Annotated in this window: 21 protein-coding genes; 5 read left to right on the top strand and 16 right to left on the bottom strand. The window is 41.0% G+C overall.

Annotated features, from left to right (window positions below; translation table 11 throughout):
• The 9 genes from vgrG to PQO05_RS14860 all read right to left on the bottom strand — a co-directional run bounded on the left by vgrG (position 1) and on the right by PQO05_RS14860 (position 7,775).
• Positions 1-1,794: a type VI secretion system tip protein VgrG gene (gene vgrG, locus PQO05_RS14900; RefSeq protein WP_273628118.1), complete on the bottom strand. Its 1,794-nt coding sequence runs from the start codon at positions 1,792-1,794 to the stop codon at positions 1-3.
• Complete coding sequence (locus PQO05_RS14895; protein ID WP_273628117.1) at positions 1,794-2,471, bottom strand: CIS tube protein; 678 nt, start codon at positions 2,469-2,471, stop codon at positions 1,794-1,796. Before PQO05_RS14895 ends, vgrG begins: the two co-directional genes overlap by 1 nt.
• Positions 2,472-2,483: 12 nt before the next feature.
• Positions 2,484-2,654, bottom strand: coding sequence for a DUF5908 family protein (locus PQO05_RS14890; RefSeq protein WP_273628116.1), 171 nt, complete (start codon positions 2,652-2,654; stop codon positions 2,484-2,486).
• 7 nt (positions 2,655-2,661) lie between these two features.
• On the bottom strand, positions 2,662-3,126 hold the full coding sequence (locus PQO05_RS14885; RefSeq protein WP_273628115.1) for a phage tail protein: 465 nt from the start codon (positions 3,124-3,126) through the stop codon (positions 2,662-2,664).
• Entirely contained in the window at positions 3,116-3,583 is a 468-nt protein-coding gene (locus tag PQO05_RS14880) for a phage tail protein (RefSeq protein ID WP_273628114.1), read from the bottom strand. Before PQO05_RS14880 ends, PQO05_RS14885 begins: the two co-directional genes overlap by 11 nt.
• 46 nt (positions 3,584-3,629) lie before the next feature.
• Complete coding sequence (locus tag PQO05_RS14875; RefSeq protein ID WP_273628112.1) at positions 3,630-5,210, bottom strand: phage tail sheath family protein; 1,581 nt, start codon at positions 5,208-5,210, stop codon at positions 3,630-3,632.
• Between the two features lie 24 nt (positions 5,211-5,234).
• Complete coding sequence (locus tag PQO05_RS14870) at positions 5,235-6,077, bottom strand: hypothetical protein (RefSeq protein WP_273628111.1); 843 nt, start codon at positions 6,075-6,077, stop codon at positions 5,235-5,237.
• Positions 6,077-6,715, bottom strand: a complete 639-nt coding sequence (locus PQO05_RS14865) for a Pvc16 family protein (RefSeq protein WP_273628110.1) — start codon at positions 6,713-6,715, stop codon at positions 6,077-6,079. The genes PQO05_RS14870 and PQO05_RS14865 overlap by 1 nt, the downstream gene beginning before the upstream one ends.
• A 190-nt stretch (positions 6,716-6,905) precedes the next feature.
• Positions 6,906-7,775, bottom strand: coding sequence for a helix-turn-helix transcriptional regulator (locus PQO05_RS14860; protein ID WP_273628107.1), 870 nt, complete (start codon positions 7,773-7,775; stop codon positions 6,906-6,908).
• Between the two features lie 449 nt (positions 7,776-8,224).
• On the opposite strand from PQO05_RS14860, the gene PQO05_RS14855 reads away from it, so the two are divergent.
• Positions 8,225-8,722, top strand: coding sequence for a molybdopterin-dependent oxidoreductase (locus PQO05_RS14855; RefSeq protein ID WP_273628106.1), 498 nt, complete (start codon positions 8,225-8,227; stop codon positions 8,720-8,722).
• Here PQO05_RS14855 and PQO05_RS14850 read toward each other — a convergent pair whose 3' ends face one another.
• Complete coding sequence (locus PQO05_RS14850; RefSeq protein WP_273628105.1) at positions 8,723-9,721, bottom strand: cytochrome-c peroxidase; 999 nt, start codon at positions 9,719-9,721, stop codon at positions 8,723-8,725.
• Between the two features lie 235 nt (positions 9,722-9,956).
• On the opposite strand from PQO05_RS14850, the gene PQO05_RS14845 reads away from it, so the two are divergent.
• A complete protein-coding gene (locus PQO05_RS14845) occupies positions 9,957-10,256 on the top strand; it encodes a CHC2 zinc finger domain-containing protein (RefSeq protein ID WP_273628103.1) in 300 nt (99 codons plus the stop codon).
• Position 10,257: 1 nt separating this feature from the next.
• Here PQO05_RS14845 and PQO05_RS14840 read toward each other — a convergent pair whose 3' ends face one another.
• On the bottom strand, positions 10,258-11,064 hold the full coding sequence (locus PQO05_RS14840; RefSeq protein WP_273628102.1) for an SDR family oxidoreductase: 807 nt from the start codon (positions 11,062-11,064) through the stop codon (positions 10,258-10,260).
• A gap of 164 nt (positions 11,065-11,228) precedes the next feature.
• On the opposite strand from PQO05_RS14840, the gene PQO05_RS14835 reads away from it, so the two are divergent.
• From PQO05_RS14835 to PQO05_RS14825, 3 genes are all read left to right on the top strand, one after another.
• The gene (locus PQO05_RS14835; protein WP_273628101.1) at positions 11,229-12,503 is read left to right on the top strand and encodes an NAD(P)/FAD-dependent oxidoreductase; all 1,275 of its coding nucleotides are present in this window, start codon (positions 11,229-11,231) and stop codon (positions 12,501-12,503) included.
• Positions 12,504-12,849: 346 nt separating this feature from the next.
• Positions 12,850-13,707, top strand: coding sequence for a sigma-70 family RNA polymerase sigma factor (locus tag PQO05_RS14830; protein ID WP_174314437.1), 858 nt, complete (start codon positions 12,850-12,852; stop codon positions 13,705-13,707).
• A 397-nt stretch (positions 13,708-14,104) separates the two neighbouring features.
• Positions 14,105-15,550 (top strand): amino acid permease, encoded by a 1,446-nt coding sequence (locus PQO05_RS14825; RefSeq protein ID WP_273628100.1) that lies wholly within the window; start codon positions 14,105-14,107, stop codon positions 15,548-15,550.
• Between the two features lie 107 nt (positions 15,551-15,657).
• Here PQO05_RS14825 and PQO05_RS14820 read toward each other — a convergent pair whose 3' ends face one another.
• The 5 genes from PQO05_RS14820 to PQO05_RS14800 all read right to left on the bottom strand — a co-directional run bounded on the left by PQO05_RS14820 (position 15,658) and on the right by PQO05_RS14800 (position 19,940).
• Positions 15,658-15,912, bottom strand: a complete 255-nt coding sequence (locus PQO05_RS14820) for a hypothetical protein (protein WP_273628099.1) — start codon at positions 15,910-15,912, stop codon at positions 15,658-15,660.
• A 37-nt stretch (positions 15,913-15,949) separates the two neighbouring features.
• Positions 15,950-16,837: a DUF6515 family protein gene (locus PQO05_RS14815; RefSeq protein ID WP_273628098.1), complete on the bottom strand. Its 888-nt coding sequence runs from the start codon at positions 16,835-16,837 to the stop codon at positions 15,950-15,952.
• Positions 16,838-17,216: 379 nt separating this feature from the next.
• Positions 17,217-18,641: a DUF3943 domain-containing protein gene (locus tag PQO05_RS14810; protein WP_273628097.1), complete on the bottom strand. Its 1,425-nt coding sequence runs from the start codon at positions 18,639-18,641 to the stop codon at positions 17,217-17,219.
• 31 nt (positions 18,642-18,672) lie between these two features.
• Positions 18,673-19,440, bottom strand: coding sequence for a DUF2490 domain-containing protein (locus PQO05_RS14805; protein ID WP_273628096.1), 768 nt, complete (start codon positions 19,438-19,440; stop codon positions 18,673-18,675).
• A gap of 77 nt (positions 19,441-19,517) precedes the next feature.
• Entirely contained in the window at positions 19,518-19,940 is a 423-nt protein-coding gene (locus PQO05_RS14800; RefSeq protein WP_273628095.1) for a hypothetical protein, read from the bottom strand.
• Between the last annotated feature and the right edge of the window lie 35 nt (positions 19,941-19,975).

Here is a 19,975-nt window from a genome sequence, read left to right as displayed (position 1 = left end):
TTAGTTAATCATAATCATGGCACTTTTCAGGGTCATTTGCATACCGCTGCTAATCTTGGCAGTCATACTGCCCTCTGCCGAATATTCCATTTGAGCGGTTTCTTTAACATTCAGGCCGCTTATGGCTACATCTCCGCTTGATGACTGGATGGTTATACCCATATCGCCTTTAATGTTCACCTTTTGTGCGGCTTGTATATTGATGTTATTATTACTCTTCATGGTAATACCATCTGACGACATTACTATACTATTGCTGTTCTGATCCTGTATCGTGATACTTTTATCTTTATCACTATAAATCATCGTGTTCTTGTTAGGTGTGTTAATAGTCAGTATCTTATCCGTATCGTTAAACTCCACGTAGATACCCGATTTTGAAACGATAGACTTCAATGAGTTTTTATCATTCGGCGTCAAAATGCTGTAAGGTTTTATTTGGGATGAACTATACATACTACCGAGGATAACGGGGTATCTCGGGTCTTCATTCAGAAAACCCAGTACTACCTCATCTCCTACTTCAGGCAAAAAGAAAGCACCGGCACCGCTGGTTGAATAGAAATTAGACAAGCGCGCCCAGATGCCCTGTCCGCTTATATCAAACATTTGCACATTAACCAGTATGCGGAACTGACCATCAGGATCTTCGGACATTTGCTTAACCGTACCGTTAATCAGGCCACGTGCGGCAGGTAACACACCCGAATTTGGTGGCGACATTACATCAGGCTCTTCTATAAACCAGGTGTTTGGCAAGCCTATGGATGTTTCGGTATTCCAGTTACCATCCGAAATATCATGCACAACAGCAGATACCAGGTGATCCCCATTAAACCTATCACCCAAACCAGCCAGCGTAATATAGTTACCCGGCAATACCAGGCTGCTACCCTGAAACTTGGCCTCGCCTATAATTTTAGAGTATTCGCTTTTAATCAATTGGGCTTTAGCCCAGTCAGTTAGATCAGCAGACTGAAGCGGCGCTGTGGTTTGCACCTGAAATTCGGAAAGCCCCACAACATTAGAGAGCGTTTTGGATGACAGATTTCCTGGTCCTGCCAGGTTATTGGCAGACGATGCTGTGGCAACTGCCTGCGTAATAAAATCCCAACTACTGGCCTTAACTGATCCTAACTGTGTAACAGCATTCAGTTGGGCATTAAACTCCAGCAGGTCAATCCCATAAGTTATGGTTAAAACTGAAGTAGTGTTAGCATCGGGTTTAATAACCGAAACTGTGCCATCAGAAACGGTTACTATCATACCATTGGCTTCGGCGCGTGAGAGTACAAAATCCCAGTCGGTTACATAATATTGAACCTGCTCGGGCCATTGGGTTGTGGTAGCCGTAACACTGGCGGTAAGGCCGGAGTATGTGCGAATTATCGAACTCATAACATCACTATCCTTCTGTTTAGAGAATGTGAGATTTTTCCGACCAACGATCATTTTGATGGCCGAATCCCTGCACTCCACCTCCAGCGCAGAACCAATCAGATTATCAATTCTAATGGTTTGCGCTGTTATAATGCCTTTAAATATTAAAGCGTTTGTAGAATCGTACCCTGCCTCAATAGTTACCTCGGCGCCAGGCACAAAAGTAGAGGAAGAACTAACGGTAAAATTACCCTCGTCAGCCTCTCCGTCCAAAATTGTAATTCTGGCTATGGAGATCTTATTAACCCGTTTCTCTACATGTACCGCATGGATCTGCACCGTATCAGGGACTGCATTGCCGGCAACCTTTACGGTAAAGGTTACCAATCCACCTATTCTGCCAGCTGCTGCCATTACGATGGTTGAATTATAGGTGGGAAAATCAGTTTACTAACCCCTGTAAGGTTTCTGAACTTATTGAGGTTATTGTATTTGGCAACCTGCACATAGTATGAGTTATCATTCCATACCTTTTGGCACAGCTGCGGCAAGCTCATCCCCTCAACAACATTTACCATGTGGGTTACATCCGGCGAAGCCTGTTTGTCTTGCTTTTTAACTGTGGTTGGTGATATATACTGGCTAAACCCAAGCGATATTTTAGCCCGTAACGGGCTGCCATCGGGCTTAAATAAGGTGTAAGATATATCGAACGATTTAAGTACCCCTTTAAAGGTGATGCTACTGCCCCACTGAATTTTTACAAAATTGGGCCGGTGAATGTCACCATTATAAGTGTAGATGATTTTCTCGAGCGCGGAGATTTCAGTGGCCATACTAACCCTTTTGGAATCGACGATACCGGTACAATCAATCACGATGTCGAAATTGAGTTTATCACTCGAGGTACATTTATATTTTTGTGAGGCAGAACTCGAATCGGGTATCTGCTGCTCGTTGTATTCTACATTACGTCCCCATTTAAGCGTATCGGGGTTTATCATTACAGAATATGGCTGGCCGCTTATTGGAGATTGATATTCCTCATCGGTGTAGCCTGTGATCTTTAATAATTCCAAACTGGCATTCATAAGTTGAGGATATTATCGTTTATAAGTTTGTTTCTTTGAAGTTTCGGAAATGATTCTTTTGCATTCTTCGAGCAATTGCCGTTTAAGCATGTTCAGATCTTTCTCTCTTATCGTACCTGCATTGCTTTGCCCGGTAGACGATATTTCTGTTTTAATCACTATTTCTCTGATCTCGATCGGCATAAGTTTTTTAATCAAACAGGTTACCAAACATGGTATCGGGCGAAACGGCGAAATAGGTATAAGCCAGTTCGATGGATTCCATCACGATCTCATTTTCCTGCGATTTAAGATCGGATACCGCGTATTTAACCGGGTATGCGTTATAAAAAGTCCATAGCACACATACGGTTCCGTCAGCACTTAAAAGGCTTAATGAAACATCGTGTGTGGTAATATTATTAACCAGTCCTTCATCAATTGTGGCAGCGCACCAGTCAACCAGTTGCGAACCTTCGGGTATCAACGCTCTTTTCAGTACCAGGTTTTGACTGGTTGATACAGTGGGGAGCCGGTATTTAAACCGGTTCTCCCCGCCGCATACAACTTCTTCAACACTCAGTTCTTTCGAAAGGCCGGATACTTCCTGAAAAGCTGCATCCTGCCCCTTAAAGGAGAGCTCGAAATAAAAACCAACCAGGTAATTACTTTGCATTGGTTATAATCAATTGCTCGTGTGCAATTTCAATGGTATCAACAGCCACCTCGTTACCATCCGATTTTAGATCTGTACTGGTAATTTTGGTTGGCCAGGCATTGTTTAACTGCCATTGCATGGTTGTACCGCCCGACTCATCCAGTAACCTGATAATCACCGTACGCCTTTTAATCGTGTTCATGGTAATTTCTGCGTGCCATGCCCAGAAAGAGTTATCGTTCACAAAAATCCCTCTCTTCATGGTTACGTTACCATATTTTGCAATACCGGGCATTTTTTCGGTTGAAAAAAGCGGACTATTGCTTTTACGATATTCAATGATCTGATTTTCGACATCCATACCGGATACCTCCTGAAATGCCACGCTTTTTAGCTCCGTTCCAAGATCTACCTCAAATCTGAACTTCGGCATCGGCCATGTTGCGCCTTCTTTGCTTCCGTCATCTGCTGCCATAATATTTTAGTTTTTAGTGTTAATAAATTTGATTGATATTTTAAGATTAGCTTGAAGTAGCCATTTGTTGCTGGAAAGTGATTACGATAAACTCAGCCGGGCGAACCACTGCAACTTTTACCATCACGTTCATAAACCCGTTCAGGATGTCATCCGATGTCATGGTGGTACCCAGCCCGCAATCAACCGAGAATGCATCAGATGCAGAAGCGCCCTGCAAGCCCCCTTCTTTCCAGATGGTGGTCAGGAAACTGCCGATCATGGCCTTAACACCTTCCCAGGTATTTTTATCATTCGGCTGAAACACATAAGGTTGCGAAGCCAGCTTACACGATTGCTCCAGCATGATGAGTGTACGGCGAACCGGCAAATAGCGCCAATCCTGGCTGTTGCCATCCAGTGTACGAGCTCCCCATACGAGGATACCGATACCGTTGAAGAATCTGATAGCATTGATAGATTTACCAGAAACTGCATCCACGTTTAAGTTGGCCTGTTGGGTCTCTGACAAGCGGATGGGTAATGAAACAGCACCAATTATCGATGTATTTGCGGGCGCTTGCCAAACACCTTCCTGGTTATCAATGGTGGTCATTACACCGGCCATACCACCGCTTGGCGGCAATATATTGGCATCAAACAAAACATGTTTAATAATAGCCGCATACTGCTTGCTGGCGTTTAACAACGAGTTATTGTATTGTGTTACGGTTAAAGGCGGGCTCGATGGCGTTTCGATACCTGCTATTACAGCGTTTACCACCGGGTCTGGGTTGCTGGCCGGGCTTAACAGTGGTGCCAGTTGTTTAATATCGCCACCAAAAAGGTTGGTATAGTCAAGATCCGAATTTTGCATAATGGTAGTGCCAATAAACGGATAGTATGCTGTACCATAGCTTAAACCCTGCACACCAGTGTTATTTCTAAAGGTGGTTATATCATTGGTATACATAATCGGATCAGGGTTGCGGCCGCCGATGATGTCAAACACGCTGATATTGCTTTGCATCGCTGCATTTTGGCCCAGCATGCTTTGCATCAACGTAGAGTTATCAGCCACAGAAAGCAAAGTTGCCTCCGGGCATATATACATGGTTGGCTCCTGCTCATTCAGCAGTAAATACAAACCGGCTGTCAAATCGGCCAGCTTTACATTAGGGTTTACAATTTGTGCACCCGGTGCAGAAGTACTGCCCGACGGAGGGCCATAAGTACCTACCGAAACGATATAAGCATCGCCACCACCATTTTGATAGAACAGCCTGATACTGTTATACAAATAATAAATGGTATTTGGATCGGGCAAAATAGAATAATAGCTGCCATTGATCATCATATAATCAGAATCGGCCGGTTTAGCTTTTTGCTGTACCAGGTAATACTGCGGCGAATACTGCTTAGCCGGTGGTGCCGGCGGCGCAGGATCTGGGTAACAAAAAATAGCCTGAAACTCGGCAAACGAGCTTACCTTCTGAGGCACATTTAAATACGATTTCCCTTCATACTGTGCTTGCGGCGTATAGCCGATGAAGGCCGGTATCGCGGTAGCTACTGCCACTACCGAATTGGGAAAGGCATTGAGCTCGTTTATATAGACGCCCGGTGATTTAATGTTTGATTGAAGCATAACTTATATTTTTGGTTTGGTTATTTATACATATACATACATGGGTGACGATATCTGTTGCTGATTATCTATGCTCACAATCCCAATCCGTTTAGGATCCGGATTAGGCAAGCCTTTGAAAATGGTTTTAACTGATGTACTTTTAGCTGAAGATTCGTTCCCTCCTGATGCAGGATTATTAACGAGATCAAACTTGTATTGAGGTACTTCGCTTAACGGAATCAGGTTATTGCCGGATGAAAACATCATCGCCTGTTGTCCACTATCAATAGTAACATTAGTTGGCGGGCTAAAGCTAATATCAGCCTTACCTACAATTGCAGGATTGCCTAACGCCAGGGCACTTTTATTAATAACATAATACTGCCATTGGGTAGACCGCGCTGTATAATTGATTTGAAACTGTGCAAAGCCAGTAGCGTTGCTATATTTTAACAGATCATCAAACTGCACATTCAAACTGCCTATGCAGGTAGTATCTGTATCTTCTGATTGTGTTTCTTTTAAAAGAACAACATTCGAGTCAGATACAGCAATGATTGATTGACTATCATACACCAGTTGCCCTCGCCAACTCACGGGCAGATCTGTAAAATAATTGAAACTCGGGTTATTAGTCTGAATTTTAAAGCCGAAGGAATTTTGACCGGTTACTTTACTGATATGATTAAGCAAAGCTGATAATTCGCTTGTGGAGTTACTGTACAATTCAAAACCATTAATCTTATTTCTGATGATAAAGCCGAAACGCTTTAATAGCATTTGCGTACCGGCATCGGGCACAAACTGCAGGCAGTTACAAACACCTTTATCAAAGTAAGTGTGCGTTACTGCTACATTAAATGCTATTTTAAAACTGCTTTGCATTATGCCGTTATCAAGTTTGATGATTGAGATACCATTGGTGTAAAGCCTTCGGCTTCGTTGCCCTGTATGGTAACAAGCCTTAGTTTATAAATTACGGATGGCTGATATTTAGCGCCCATAGCCGTCCATAAACTATGCATTTGGTGATAGCCTATCTTTTCAATCTCAAACTCCAGCTTGCTTAACCCAGCCGGGATATTCGAGAACGAACTGGCATCAACTGCAACATTGATCTGGAAAAACAGGATCACTGCGTTTATGAATTTCAATGTTTCGTTATAATCGTCAAAATTGCCGCTGATTAAAAGATCGAGGTTGTAACGCTCGGCAGGGTTTACATCTGCATAGCTGCCGTTCTCTAATCTTTTGTTCCGGATATAAAATGGTTTCGAAGTTTCCTTCTCGATATTGATAAGTGATATTACAACTTTATTCTGATTAGCCAATGGTATTGCACCACTGTTTTCAATTAAATTATTCAGAATAACTTTGCTTTCCGTTAGCCCAAAACGGTTCCTCAAAAACTGATCAAGTATATCGTTAGTGAATTGAAGTGCCTTGTTGATCATGTCAAAAATTGTTGGTTCGGTTGTATAGGTAGTTTGGGCGTTTGGATTGCCTGAAGTAAAATTAGGCATAAGGTTTACGGTATGCTAAAATTAACCATGTACGTTCCGTATACAAGCGTAAAGGGCATTCTTTAAAAACGTAGACAATTCGTAGACCGATAGTTATGCATACAAACTGTTGATATATAGCACAATGCGATAAACAGGTGATACCTGCATTAAAATTTGATTACGAAATAACGGACTGAATAAAATAGTGTTAATGCTGGCCTACAGCTTTCAGATAGCTTCTGAGATCCTGCTCTTTACCGAGCGACATCTTCTTTTTCAGGCGGTATTTATGGGTACGTACGCTATCCTGATTAATGGCGAGGAGGTTCCGGATGTCATCGTTTGACATGTTCATTTTCAGATAGCAGCAATACTTTAAATCTACTGGGGTTAGCACAGGGTATTTTTTGGATAGTACCTTTAGAAAGTCAGGATCAGTTTGTTCGAAGTATAGTTTAAAATCTTCCCAAAGCTTATGATCGTTGGCCGACTTTTTAATGGAGTTTACAATAGAAGTGAGTTCGGCCCTCACGTGATCGTCAACCCTGCCGCAAAGGTTTGCGATGCGGTCTTTAACTTTTAATAAGATCTCTACTTTTTGATCGAGCTCTAATACGTATCGGCTTAAGTTTCGCCCTTCACCCAATTCATTACTTTTTTGAATAACTGCCCCAAGAAGCGTTGAACTGACCATGCTTTTTGCAGATCCTTCCTTTAAAAGAAAAATGGAATTAATCCTCGACCGAAGATACGTTTCGTTCCCCATCGACTCATAAGGATAAGTAAAAACAATAAGCGTATCAGACCATGATAGATCTTCCTGCTCCTGCCTGCGGGTAAGGCAAAGAATAGGTATTTCCGGCCGCTTAATAAACGTAATAAAATCATTAAGGGCGAATTGATTATTTCTGAAATTAATGATAACAAGGTCGGGGTTTAATGATTTAACTATCCCGATCAAGTCAGACATTTTGGTAGCCGAAACAATATTGTACGGAAAGCCATTCATACTATTTAATATAGTTGATAAGGCAGCCGTTTCATCACAGCCAATTACGATGAGTTTATCAGCGTTCATCAGAAAAGTACACCTTATTGCAAAGTTGTTTTTGTTCTGTAATTGCCCGATAAACAATTGGCCGTTATATTAATAAATTGGCTTTTGTACGTACTTTTTATGGCATAGTACCATAAACATAATTGGGTTTTTAGAGTGCTGTTATTACCTATAGCCTTAAGCCATACAGTGGTAAACATTGCCTTTTCCATAAAAACTGTGAATTTAGGTGGAGACTAATATACGTATGTATACAATATATATTATATAAAAAATTAATTTATTTTACACCCAATTAGCGTATTTAATTAGATACTCAATGATATTATTAATTAGATAAATAGTATTACAATACAACAATTATATGATACAATATTTCGTATTAGATAAATACAAGATTTTCATTAAATAATTTCCTGATTAAGTATTTCAATTTTGCTTACCCTCCAACAATTAGTAATTTAACAGCAATGAAAAACATTAATTTTTTTACCCTGGTATTTGCCTTCACATTTATTGGTTTGATGGCTAAAGCACAAACGGCAGAAGTTGCTATTGGCGGCGATGTAACCCAGCCTTATAAACTGAATGCCACTAATTTTGCGGCCATGAAACAGGTAACCGTTAAAGTTACCGCCAATGATGGCCGCGAACATGTTTACAGCGGCGTTTCACTTTATGATATTTTAACCCAGGCAGATGCCATCCCTAATAAACAACTGAGAGGAAAATCATTAACTAAATACGTTCTTGTATCTGCAGCAGATGGTTACCAGGTGGTTATTGCCTTACCCGAGGTTGACCCAGCATTTACAGATAAGCTTATTATTTTAGCTAACAAGGAAGATGGTGAAGACCTTGCCGCCAACTTTGGCCCCTATCGCTTGATTGTGCCGGGCGATAAAAAGCCGGCAAGGAGTGCCATGCGGGTGGTAGCAATTGATGTGCTGACAGCCAAGAAACCTTAATTAATGGTTGTTAAACCGGCGGTCGTTGATAAAGTCGACGTCGGTTAACGTTTTCAGGAAGGCAATGATTTGCGTCTGCTCCGTTGGTGAAAGGGCAATCCCTACTTTGCCATCCTGTCTAAAAACGGGGTCGAGATTAGCGTGATTTTTCATACCCGAATTATAATGCTGCAGAACTTCTTTCAGTGAGTAAAACCGCCCGTCATGCATGTATGGGCTGGTGATTTCTATATTACGGAGCGATGGTACACGAAATTTGCCTCTGTCAGCTCGTTGGTGTGTCATACTATCCCGGCCAATATCTATTGAAGTTTCCTCGAGTCCGTTGTTTCGGTATGAGAGGTCTGTAAATAACGGTTCGGTGTGGCAGGCTTCGCATTTTTGCCTAAATAAAGCATAACCCGCCTGCTCGTTTTCAGTAAATGCTCCCCCTGCTTCGTGTCGTATATATTTATCGTACTTGCTGTTGGCCGAAACCATCATTACCGTAAACTGGGCTATTGCCTTCAACACCATTTCCTGAGTTATTTTATCACTGCCAAATACTTTTTTAAATTCAGCAGGGTAACCAGCGTGGTTTTGCAAGGTGTACAGCACATTACTCATGGTATTGCCCATCTCGCAAGGGTTAGTCAAAGCATTTACGGGTACTGCCTCGTGGTTATTGATCCGGCCATCCCACATAAATTCCTTTTGCCAGGCCAGGTTAAAAAGCGGTGGTGCATTACGTGTGCCTTTGCAATTTTTTATTCCACGACTTAAGGCGCTGCCCAGATTGGCAAATGCGGCTGAGGCCTGGTGGCAATTACCGCAAGCTACCGTTTTATCAACAGACAAAAGCGGATCATAAAACAAAGCTTTACCTAACAGAAAGCCATCCTTTGTTACGGGATTCTTATCAAAATCATATACTGGTTTGCGAAAATTGGAAGGTTGTTTAAACTGAATAGTATCAATACCGGCAGCAGATGGTAATTCGGACGAATACTGAAACGCCATTAGCCCAACAAAACATATAGGGATCAAGAAAACGAAAAGCTTAACCTTTATCATACCTTCAGAAACAAATATAGATACTCATCCTCTAACATTCAGATTGCAGCCTTACTGAATATTATTTTCCATACAATTTAATTTTTATCAGCTTAACCTCAGGGCTTTAAAGCTTAGATGCATTTGATAGCATTTAATTTACTGGTTAATCGCTTATTTTTACCTCAAGGCTAATCAAATAGTGGCCGAACAAGAACTAATGCCATCAGAAAATAGTACTAACCTTAACCAGGTGCAATTAGATATAGTTACCGTTGTATCAAGTTACATTCCACTTCAAAGCAGTCACCGCGCGTTAAAAGGCGCTTGTCCATTCCACAACGACCAGGGTTTATCATTAATGATCTCGCCCCAGAACAATATCTTCAGATGTTTTGGCTGTGGTAAAGACGGCGGCCCGGTTGAGTTTGTGATGGAAATTGAGAAAAAATCGTATCAGGATGCCTTAAGCAGCCTTTCATTAAGACTGAGCCCTCAATAGTTTAGAACTGACAGTTTAGCCAGTCTTTAACTTTAAATTCGTAATCGAGTAGTTCGCTTACTTTGGTGCTGCTTACTATTTTCCATCCTTTGAGTTCATCTTTAAATTCAGGAATTTCGAATCCGCCTTGTCTGGCAGCACCGGTGTAAAAGTCAGACCGGCTTGGATGATCTGGCGAGCATCCGTTAAATACCTGTCCGAAATATTGGCCTTTAACAATAGCCATCACTACGCCAACCGCGTCAACCTGATGAATTAAATTAACCGGGGCTTTACCATTCGCAATATCCTTTTTTCCTGCAAAAAATCTTCCCGGATGTCTGCCTGGGCCTACTAATCCACCAAATCTTACTATAGTCGTTTTAAAATTTGGTTGACTTTGAAATATTAGTTCAGCTTGTAATAACAGTTTGCCATTCTCTGTGTCGGGTTGTGGGTCTGAATTTTCATTAACCTCGATGCCTAAATCTCCATAAACACCTGTAGTGCTGATATAAATTACTTTGGATATTTGATACTGATTAATAGCCGAGATGATATTGTTAATTTTCTGCAGAAACAATTCCCCCTCTTCCGCCTTAATTTGGGGTGGGATGCAAACCACCAGTAAATCACAATCAAAAAAATCAGGATTAGATTCACCAGCGTTCTGATCAATCTGAATAAGAAAAGGTATTATACCCACATCAACTAGCTCGCTTAGTTTCGATTTGGAAGTTGTTGAACCTTTTACAGCAACGCCTTCCTGCAATAATGATTTAGCCAAGGCAAAACCGAACCAGCCGCAACCTAAAATACTTACCGTCATTTAAAGCAAACATAAAACATCATTGGCAGCTTTCAGCATGTATGTAAACAATGTAGCGTCACCAATTGTCAGGCATAAAGCATAAATGCATTTCTTAACCCAGTATAACTTTTTAACAGTCTCAAACCCTGATATTTGTTATAGAAACAAGACATAATAACATCATGACAAGTTTAGAATCTAACGAAAAAAAAACGAGGATAGTGATTGTTGGAGGCGGATTTGCAGGCTTAAACCTGGCGCAAAATTTATATAAAACCAAAAACTACCATATTACCCTGGTAGATAAAAATAACTACAACTACTTTACCCCGCTGCTTTACCAGGTGGCTACAAGTTTCCTCGATCCTTCGAGCATTAGTTATCCATTTCGTAAATTATTCAGGGATAAGAATATTAATTTCAGGATGGCCGAATTTTTACGGGTTGACCCGGCAACACAAACCATTTACTTAAGCGATGGCGAATTGCAATACGATCAGCTTGTATTTGCAGCCGGCGCTAAAACCAACTTTTACGGTATTGAGAGCATCGAAAAAAATGCCATTTCGCTAAAAGGCATTGATGATGCTTTGAAAATGCGGAACGCCCTGCTTACCACGCTCGAACTGGCCGCAAAGGCAACCGACCTTGCAGAGCGTAGAAAACTGCTAACCATAGTAGTAGCTGGCGGCGGCCCAACCGGTGTTGAAGTGGCCGGCATGTTAGCCGAAATGAAAAGCTACATTTTAAAGAAAGACTATCCCGAGTTAAAGAATGCTAAAGGAGCCATTTATATTGTAGATGGCTCAGAAAACCTGTTATCGCCAATGAGTGATAAAACGCATAGCGAGACTAAGAAAGCCATGCTCGATTTAGGTGTACAGGTAAAATTAAAAACAAGGGTTGCCGATTATACCGACGGTATAGTACGTTTTGCCGATGGCGATGCCATTGAAGCCGGAACACTAATCTGGGCAGCCGGTATTACCGCCAATGTGTTCGAGGGTATCCCACTGGCAAGCCTGGGTGTGGGTAAACGCATGAAAACCAATGAATTTAACCAGGTTGAAGGTTTTGAGAATATCTGGGCTATTGGCGATATCAGCGTACAAATTACAGACCCAGCCTACCCGCACGGGCACCCGCAACTGGCACAAGTGGCCATACAGCAAGGTGTTACTTTGGCGAAAAACTTTTTAGCTGTAGAAAAAGGCAAAGCAATGAAAGCGTTTAAATATTTCGATAAAGGCGAAATGGCCATTGTGGGCCGCCATCATGCCGTGGTTGATCTGTTTAAACATAAGGTGCATTTGAGTGGGTTTGCCGCTTTATTTATCTGGTTGTTTATCCACCTTGTTTCGCTGGTAAATTATAATAACAAGGTACGCACACTATATAGCTGGGCAGTTGCGTTTATAACCCGTGACCAGGCGCTGCGAATGATTTTCAGACCTTGATGTGTTGGGTGCATACAGTCGAAAAAGTGTTATTATGACACATTTTACTGACATTTAAGTAATGCCCGAGCATCAAAAACTGGCTAATGTATCTATACCGTATTAAAAAACAGTATAAATTACGCTTTTTTACATAGCAACTACAATGGTTTACTTATCTTTGTAAAAGAAAAAAACAGGCTTCAATATTAATTATCACAGATCAATTCCCTGTAAATACAGGCATCAAATATCATATTTGCATCTGATAAAAATTCTAAAAGCCAATCATTTTTTGTTTAATTTTTACTTCTGAAGAAAAACCGGTTTTTTATGGTTATATTCAGGACGAACCTTTAATATATTTATGAGACAACTCAAAATTTCCCAATCTATTACCAACCGCGAATCACAATCACTGGATAAGTATTTAAGTGAGATTGCAAAAGTTGATTTGATTACCGCACAGGAAGAAGTAATATTGGCACAAAAGATCCGCGAGGGTGACCAGGCCGCTTTAGAGCGCTTAACAAAAACTAACTTACGTTTCGTTGTATCGGTAGCTAAACAATACCAAAACCAGGGATTGACTTTAGGCGATTTGATTAACGAAGGAAATTTAGGCTTAATTAAGGCAGCCAAACGTTTTGATGAAACCAAAGGTTTTAAATTTATCTCGTACGCCGTATGGTGGATCCGTCAATCTATTTTATCTGCCGTTGCAGAGCAATCACGTATTGTACGTTTACCCTTAAACCAAATCGGTTCATTAAGCAAAATTCATAAATCGGCTTCTAAATTAGAGCAGGATTTAGAGCGCCAGCCAACTCCTGAAGAATTGGCTAACGATCTGGAAACTACTATCGAAAAGATCTCTGATTCATTAGCTAACTCTGGCCGTCACGTATCTGTTGATGCTCCTTTTATCTCTGGCGAAGAAAATACTTTGCTTGATGTATTACAAAGCAGCGATGCCGGTACTGATAACGACCTGATGGTTGATTCACTTTCGCAAGAGATCAAACGTTCATTAAACGTTTTGGCCGAACGCGATCGCCAGGTAATTGCCTTGTTCTTTGGTTTAAACAACAACGCGCCTCATTCATTAGAAGAAATCGGTGAAAAATATAACCTGACCCGTGAGCGTGTTCGCCAGATTAAAGACAAAGCATTATTACGCTTAAAACAAACTTCTAAAGCAAACCTGCTGCAGTCGTACTTATAATATTAACTCATTTGAGTGTGAAGCCCCTGTAGGAAACTACAGGGGCTTTTTTGTGGATTGCAAATTAAAAGCCCTACCGTAACCCCACATCTTTTTCTAATAACGAATTTGTCATTTCGACGATAGGAGAAATCTTCTGTGCTTTGCAAAGTCAACATGCAGAACGCATAAGATTTCTCCTCGCCCCTGATGCACAATCCCATCGGCTCGTTCGAAATGACAACCTTTTTATGGGTATATGGTGTCTTTTAAAGGGACAAGCAACAGCATTATCAGCTTTAATAAAAATGAAAATTGAGGCAATTTTAATGCCCTTTCTGCTTTATATTACACACATCACACAATTAAAGGTTGACAGCAGCAATTAATCGAGTAATTTTGTCGACTTAATTTTAGTATGATCAAAAAGCCCATCGACCTCCTGCTGAAAGAATCGGCAGATGAAGGCGAGAACTCCTTAAAACGCACACTCGGCCCCATTAATCTTATCCTTATTGGGATAGGTATTATTATTGGTGCGGGTTTATTTTCATTAACAGGTATAGCTGCAGGCCAGCACTCGGGCCCGGCTGTAACTATATCATTTATTATTGCAGCGTTGGGCTGTACTTTTGCTGCCTTATGTTATGCCGAGTTTTCGGCCATGATACCGGTAGCAGGTAGCGCATATACTTATTCGTATGCCACTATGGGCGAACTGTTTGCCTGGATCATCGGATGGGATCTGGTGCTCGAATATTCTGTGGGTGCAGCAACAGTGGCCATCAGCTGGTCGCAATACCTAACCAAGTTTTTATCCTGGTTCGATCTTTACTTGCCTCCGCAACTTACCCTCTCTCCTTTTGAAACAGCCAAAGCGGCCAATGGCGATGTGGTGAGTGGCATTATTAACCTGCCTGCTGCATTAATTGTAATTATTGTTACCAGCATCATTATCCGTGGTACCAAAGGTTCGGCATTGGTTAACGCCATTATTGTGAGCTTAAAGGTTGGTGTGGTATTGGTATTTATTGCAGTTGGCTGGTCGTTTATTAATCCACAGAATTATCATCCATACATTCCTCAGAACACAGGCGTTTGGGGCAACTATGGCTGGTCGGGGATATTACGTGGTGCAGGTTTGGTATTCTTCGTTTTCATTGGGTTCGATGCTGTATCTACTGCTGCCCAGGAAGCTAAAAATCCACAACGTAACATGCCTATTGGCATCATAGGCTCATTAGTAGTATGTACTATCTTATTTGTGATCTTCGCCCATGTAATGACGGGCATGGCCAACTATAAAGAATTTATCGGCTCTGGCGCACCGGTTGCTATCGCGATCGAAAAAACACATTACCAATGGTTAAGCAAAGCAATTGTGCTGGCTATACTAATTGGATATACTTCCGTTATTCTGGTTGATCTGCTTGGTCAGTCCCGGGTGTTTTTCTCAATGTCGAAAGATGGTTTATTGCCTAAGGTATTTGCCGATGTACATCATAAATTCCGTACACCCTGGAAATCAAACATTGTGCTTTGTGCTTTCATAGCCCTGTTTGCGGCTTTTGTGCCCATTCGCGTAGTTGGTGAAATGACGAGTATTGGTACCTTGTTAGCCTTTGTAATGGTTTGTGCCGGTGTATTGATTTTACGTAAACAACAACCAGATGTTCATCGTCCGTTTAAAACCCCATTAGTGCCATTGGTGCCTATACTGGGTATTTTAACCTGTTTTGCCATGATGACCTTCTTGCCCGGCGATACTTGGTTAAGGCTGATTATCTGGCTGGCTATTGGCTTGGTTATTTATTTTACTTACGGCAAAAAGAATAGTGTATTGGGCAAAGCATCGCGGCAATAGCATACTGCTGGCTCTTTAATATCGAACACCGAATGCCCAATATTGAATAATGAAGTTAAACTTCGATGTTCGAAATTCAATATTCATTATTCGATATTGTTCAATTCTTAAAATATTTTAAAGCGTCTCTGCTTATAATGGTGTGCATTAATTACACGTAATTGATGCACACCTCTTAGTTTCACTTCTTTACCCTGGTAATTAAATTCAATATCATTTGAATTGGATGTATCATCGAGCCTCGCTCCTTTTTCATAAGATGAATCATCAATATCGCGCGGCTCTTCGTTGCCAACCAATCGGCCTACCTCGTAGTGAAGTACCACTATCATTACAATATAGAATAAATACTTGGGTTTCATGATCTCAACTTTTTATAGTCAACCAAACGGCGAATGATTATTGTTTAACCTCATCCACCTTCACTACCTCATATACATCTTTACCATCCTGTTGAATAGGCTGATAATAAGTTTCGCCAACTTTAACGTAGGTAACATCCCCTACTTTTGTCTCCTTACCACCTTCGGGCAAGCTGGTAACTATAGAGCCAGCTGTTGGCGGAACAACGGTATACCCTTTTGATGATTTCTCGTAAAAAGTACCACCATAATAATAGTTATTGGTGGTAGAGCCTGTAACCACTACGGTTTGTGCCGAACTTGGCAGCGTTGTAACTACTGCACCAACCGGAGCCTGCACAACGGTATAGCCGCCATTACTCTGCGTATAATAAACACCCTGATCATAATGATACTGCTGATTTGCTACAGTCACAATAATGGCTGTAGTAGCCAATGCTGCTATAAAGAAACCCCATGGATGATAAGCCGGCCCCCAATAAAACGGACGATATGGATGATAATAATATGGGTGATAGCTATAAAAGCTTCGGCCGCCGTACACATAAGGTGGCCTTGTATAAGGGCGATAATTATTTTGCCTTACCACAGTATTGCGACTGTTGTTAACGTTAATATTTACGTTGGTATTGCCGCTGTTAATATTTGTACGGTTGCCATTATTGCGGTTACCTGAGTTATTGTTATTTATTCTGTTGCCGTTATTGTTTGCAGTGTTGTTAGGCCGGTTAATGCCGCCTGTATTGGGCCTGTTAGCTCTATTATTGTTCGGTGTTCTACTGGTAGAGCCCGAACTGCCAGGCCTTGACATGTGGCCGCCCCTGCGTTGAGCAAATGCGCCGGATATATTACATATTGATACAATTAGTAAATAGGCTATTGAAACTCTACCAATCGTTAATAATTTGTTTACAATCATTTTCATATTGAGGTTATTAAGTAAAAACAAGGGGTTAATTTTAAAATACAGACCAATTACTGTAGTTAGTTTTTTTATTCAAATAAAGCACTGTTTAGGCAGATGTAGCTATTTACAAAGGCTTGTTTTGTTGCATATTTAAAAATGCAACTTAAGGGGTTAAGGAAAGCCCGCTCAATGAAGCTGCAAATCCTCAAAAAATACCTTAAACAAAAAAGTCAGGCCCTTGCGGACCTGACTAACAACCTATGAAAAACATGTGCCTATCTTTACCCCTAAATACTAAGCACATTACCAAATTTGAGGAGCTTTTATCATATCCCCAATTAATTATTACCTTTTTAAGTATCACATTGAAATTTGAAACTGCAAAAAATTTGCACCCTTAAATTTTGTAACCAATTGCCAACCTCAGATAAGGATACTTCTTATTAATATCATCATAATCTCTATAATAACCCTTAAGGTTAAAGAAACCACCTTCTGCCCCTACTGATACTTTATTAAATATCCTATACCTGGCTTCTGTTGAGAAGGTATGCAAAAAGTAACTTGATTTACTACCATTGAGTGTTACAAACCAACCACCCTGGTAATTAATTACGCCCGTAAACCTATTGTTTACCAATATTCCCCCATGTGCAATTAAGCTTATACCGGGCCCGTAGTCGTAATTACGCCCCTCGCCATAATATAAATATGCATCGGGCACTGCTCCCAGTACTATTGCACCTGTACCGAAGCGGGTTAAAAATTTCACCTTATCATTAACATCATATTCTGAATATAGGCTGAGGTTAACGCTTTGCCCACCATACTCAAATGATGAGTTATGGTAAAAATCATAGTTGAGGGTTAATGACAATAATTGCTCCTGCTTTAAAGTTGAATTGAGCTCCCATGATGATAGTAAGCCATTTACACGAACCGTGTTTAATCGTGCTGTATCATCGGCCCCCATTTCAACCATGATATCAAAATTATTAAATGCCTTTTTCGATTCGCGATATGGGTCGCCATAAAGCAAGCGCAGCCTGGCATACCAGCCGGTTTTGCCTTTGGTAAACAGCCCCTCATTCTTCTCACTGATCTGCCTTGCCCCCAGGTCTATTATACCAACTACACTTGTTGTATCCAAATCTGTATCTGGTTCATGCGATACCTTACCCCATTTACCATCAAGCAACCTGTTAAAACCATTCATTGGGTTTAATAAGAAACCAGCCACTTCGCTCATCTGCCTTTTAAAACCACGTTGATGCTTATTCACAACCCGGTTAGAGAGGCGGTACGTCATTTCACCCAATGATATCCCGCCGAAACTGGTATTAATAAAATCGTTAGGGGCCGGGTTGTGAGTTTCGCCGGCAATTTCCCACATAAAACTTCCCGCAAAGGCCGCTGGTGCTGATTGCCAGAACGAGTAACCATTACTCCTGAAAGCACTGTAATACATACTCCCTTGGATTGGATGTGCAATTTGGTTGGTGGTGAAATTATTATCGTCCCACTCCCAGCTGCTTGGTTTTAGGTTATGGCCTATACTTTTAAATGTTATATGTGCAAAATCGGCATCCCTCACAAAATAATTATACGACCAGGGGATAATTTGCGCCAGCATTAACTCGCCGGATGCCCGCCAAAAATGCTTTTTCACAGCCTGCGGTTTGTATAATGTGGAGGTATCTTTTAAGATCTTTGTTTTAGTTGTATCGGTCGCATCAGCAAAAACTACAGATTTGCAAAAAAATACTGTTAATAGCGTTATTAACGAAACTAAAAATTTCAAGATCACCCTATTTCGTTTCATTTTTAAAACTTTAATGAGTGTACAATTCCTATTAATTAGCACTAGATCCTTCAGGGGTTTTCTTACCAAACAAGGCATGGCCAATTCTTGGCAAAAGGTTAGTAAATACCACATTACATTGTATGGCATTATAACTTTGGTTCTCACCGGGCCGGGGTAAAAACTCATTAGAATAAGATAACTCTAACTGACAGTTATTTGTAATCCCATAACCTATACCTGCAGAAACCCTGTTTCGATCGAACAAGCCGCTGCCGCTTACCTTACTGCTGGTTTTAAAGAATAATTCTTCGGATCCTATACCGTAAAATACCCCTTTTGCAATTACGCTTCCATTTAGTGGGTAAACAACTTTTATTTGGCCCCGTAATCGGTCAACTGCCTCAAAAACAGAATCCACGTTTTTGATATGCCTGTCTTCTATACGCCAACGCGTTGTGAGGATGAGGCGCTTTCGTTTAATGTAATAGATGGCTTGTGCTGCGCTGCGCCACTCCGGTGCCTCTCGCTGATCGATCTCGGGGACATATTTGTTATAATAAAAAGCATAAAAGAACGAAAGTTTCCATTTATCATTAGGGTTATAATGCACCCAGGCCCGCGTGTATAGTTGTGCCAAACTGCTAAACAAACTTGTGTGGCCCGGTTTTGTAGTCCAGCTTTGCCCCACATTAAATTCTAATGACCACTTTTGGCTCAGATCATGGCTAAAATCGATCTCATTATTAGCCTGGTTATAACTTTGTGTCTGGGCATATACCCCTAAAGTCGTTAACTGACTTACGATTGTTAAGCACAAAATTATAATACATCTACGGTTCATCTAAAAAGCAACTTATTATAATTAAAAGAAATGTAAGAATAGATTACTATTCTTTATTTCATCGCAAAAACGGTAACGTTCGCACGCCCTCTCGCCACGCCCCTTGTATCGTACCAAAAATCAATTCTTCTTATTTTGCGCTGGCCAACTCCGCGAAGGTCTATTATCCGGCTTTCACCACCCTGTGGAATATCCATCATGGTTTCAATGTTGTCTGGTGCACCGTCGGCGTAGGTTACCACCATCTTTACCATCCGTAAAGGAGCATCGGTTACCTTAAATTTCACCGCCCTGAAGTTATTAAATGGCTCGCGCACAATTATACCGTCATGGTCTGCTGTAAATCTGGCCTGTGTGGTGCCAATAATTTGCCAGCTACCTACCGGCGCAGCCCTTGGTGTGCGTATTTGCTGGGCTTTTACCATTTGTGTAATAAGCAACGCCAGTGTTAAAAATGTAAATAGTGTTTTTTTCATGTATGTAGTGTTTAAGGTTTTTATTAAGATCGCTT

The sequence above is a fragment of the Mucilaginibacter jinjuensis genome (assembly GCF_028596025.1).
Taxonomy (GTDB): domain Bacteria; phylum Bacteroidota; class Bacteroidia; order Sphingobacteriales; family Sphingobacteriaceae; genus Mucilaginibacter; species Mucilaginibacter jinjuensis.
Note: the sequence above shows the minus strand (reverse complement) of the source record. Positions and strands in the feature narration are given on the sequence as shown.

Excerpts from the sequence above, each read along its gene's own strand:
- PQO05_RS14880 (WP_273628114.1), bottom strand. The coding sequence starts at position 3,583 with ATGGCAGCAGATGACGGAAGCAAAGAAGGCGCAACATGGCCGATGCCG.
- PQO05_RS14875 (WP_273628112.1), bottom strand. The coding sequence starts at position 5,210 with ATGCTTCAATCAAACATTAAATCACCGGGCGTCTATATAAACGAGCTC.
- PQO05_RS14855 (WP_273628106.1), top strand. The coding sequence starts at position 8,225 with ATGAAAAACATTAATTTTTTTACCCTGGTATTTGCCTTCACATTTATT.
- PQO05_RS14895 (WP_273628117.1), bottom strand. The coding sequence starts at position 2,471 with ATGAATGCCAGTTTGGAATTATTAAAGATCACAGGCTACACCGATGAG.
- PQO05_RS14815 (WP_273628098.1), bottom strand. The coding sequence starts at position 16,837 with ATGAAAATGATTGTAAACAAATTATTAACGATTGGTAGAGTTTCAATA.
- PQO05_RS14825 (WP_273628100.1), top strand. The coding sequence starts at position 14,105 with ATGATCAAAAAGCCCATCGACCTCCTGCTGAAAGAATCGGCAGATGAA.
- PQO05_RS14885 (WP_273628115.1), bottom strand. The coding sequence starts at position 3,126 with ATGCAAAGTAATTACCTGGTTGGTTTTTATTTCGAGCTCTCCTTTAAG.
- PQO05_RS14865 (WP_273628110.1), bottom strand. The coding sequence starts at position 6,715 with ATGCCTAATTTTACTTCAGGCAATCCAAACGCCCAAACTACCTATACA.
- PQO05_RS14840 (WP_273628102.1), bottom strand. The coding sequence starts at position 11,064 with ATGACGGTAAGTATTTTAGGTTGCGGCTGGTTCGGTTTTGCCTTGGCT.
- PQO05_RS14870 (WP_273628111.1), bottom strand. The coding sequence starts at position 6,077 with ATGCAAAGCAGTTTTAAAATAGCATTTAATGTAGCAGTAACGCACACT.
- PQO05_RS14835 (WP_273628101.1), top strand. The coding sequence starts at position 11,229 with ATGACAAGTTTAGAATCTAACGAAAAAAAAACGAGGATAGTGATTGTT.
- PQO05_RS14860 (WP_273628107.1), bottom strand. The coding sequence starts at position 7,775 with ATGAACGCTGATAAACTCATCGTAATTGGCTGTGATGAAACGGCTGCC.
- vgrG (WP_273628118.1), bottom strand. The coding sequence starts at position 1,794 with ATGGCAGCAGCTGGCAGAATAGGTGGATTGGTAACCTTTACCGTAAAG.
- PQO05_RS14800 (WP_273628095.1), bottom strand. The coding sequence starts at position 19,940 with ATGAAAAAAACACTATTTACATTTTTAACACTGGCGTTGCTTATTACA.
- PQO05_RS14850 (WP_273628105.1), bottom strand. The coding sequence starts at position 9,721 with ATGGCGTTTCAGTATTCGTCCGAATTACCATCTGCTGCCGGTATTGAT.
- PQO05_RS14810 (WP_273628097.1), bottom strand. The coding sequence starts at position 18,641 with ATGAAACGAAATAGGGTGATCTTGAAATTTTTAGTTTCGTTAATAACG.
- PQO05_RS14830 (WP_174314437.1), top strand. The coding sequence starts at position 12,850 with ATGAGACAACTCAAAATTTCCCAATCTATTACCAACCGCGAATCACAA.
- PQO05_RS14820 (WP_273628099.1), bottom strand. The coding sequence starts at position 15,912 with ATGAAACCCAAGTATTTATTCTATATTGTAATGATAGTGGTACTTCAC.
- PQO05_RS14890 (WP_273628116.1), bottom strand. The coding sequence starts at position 2,654 with ATGCCGATCGAGATCAGAGAAATAGTGATTAAAACAGAAATATCGTCT.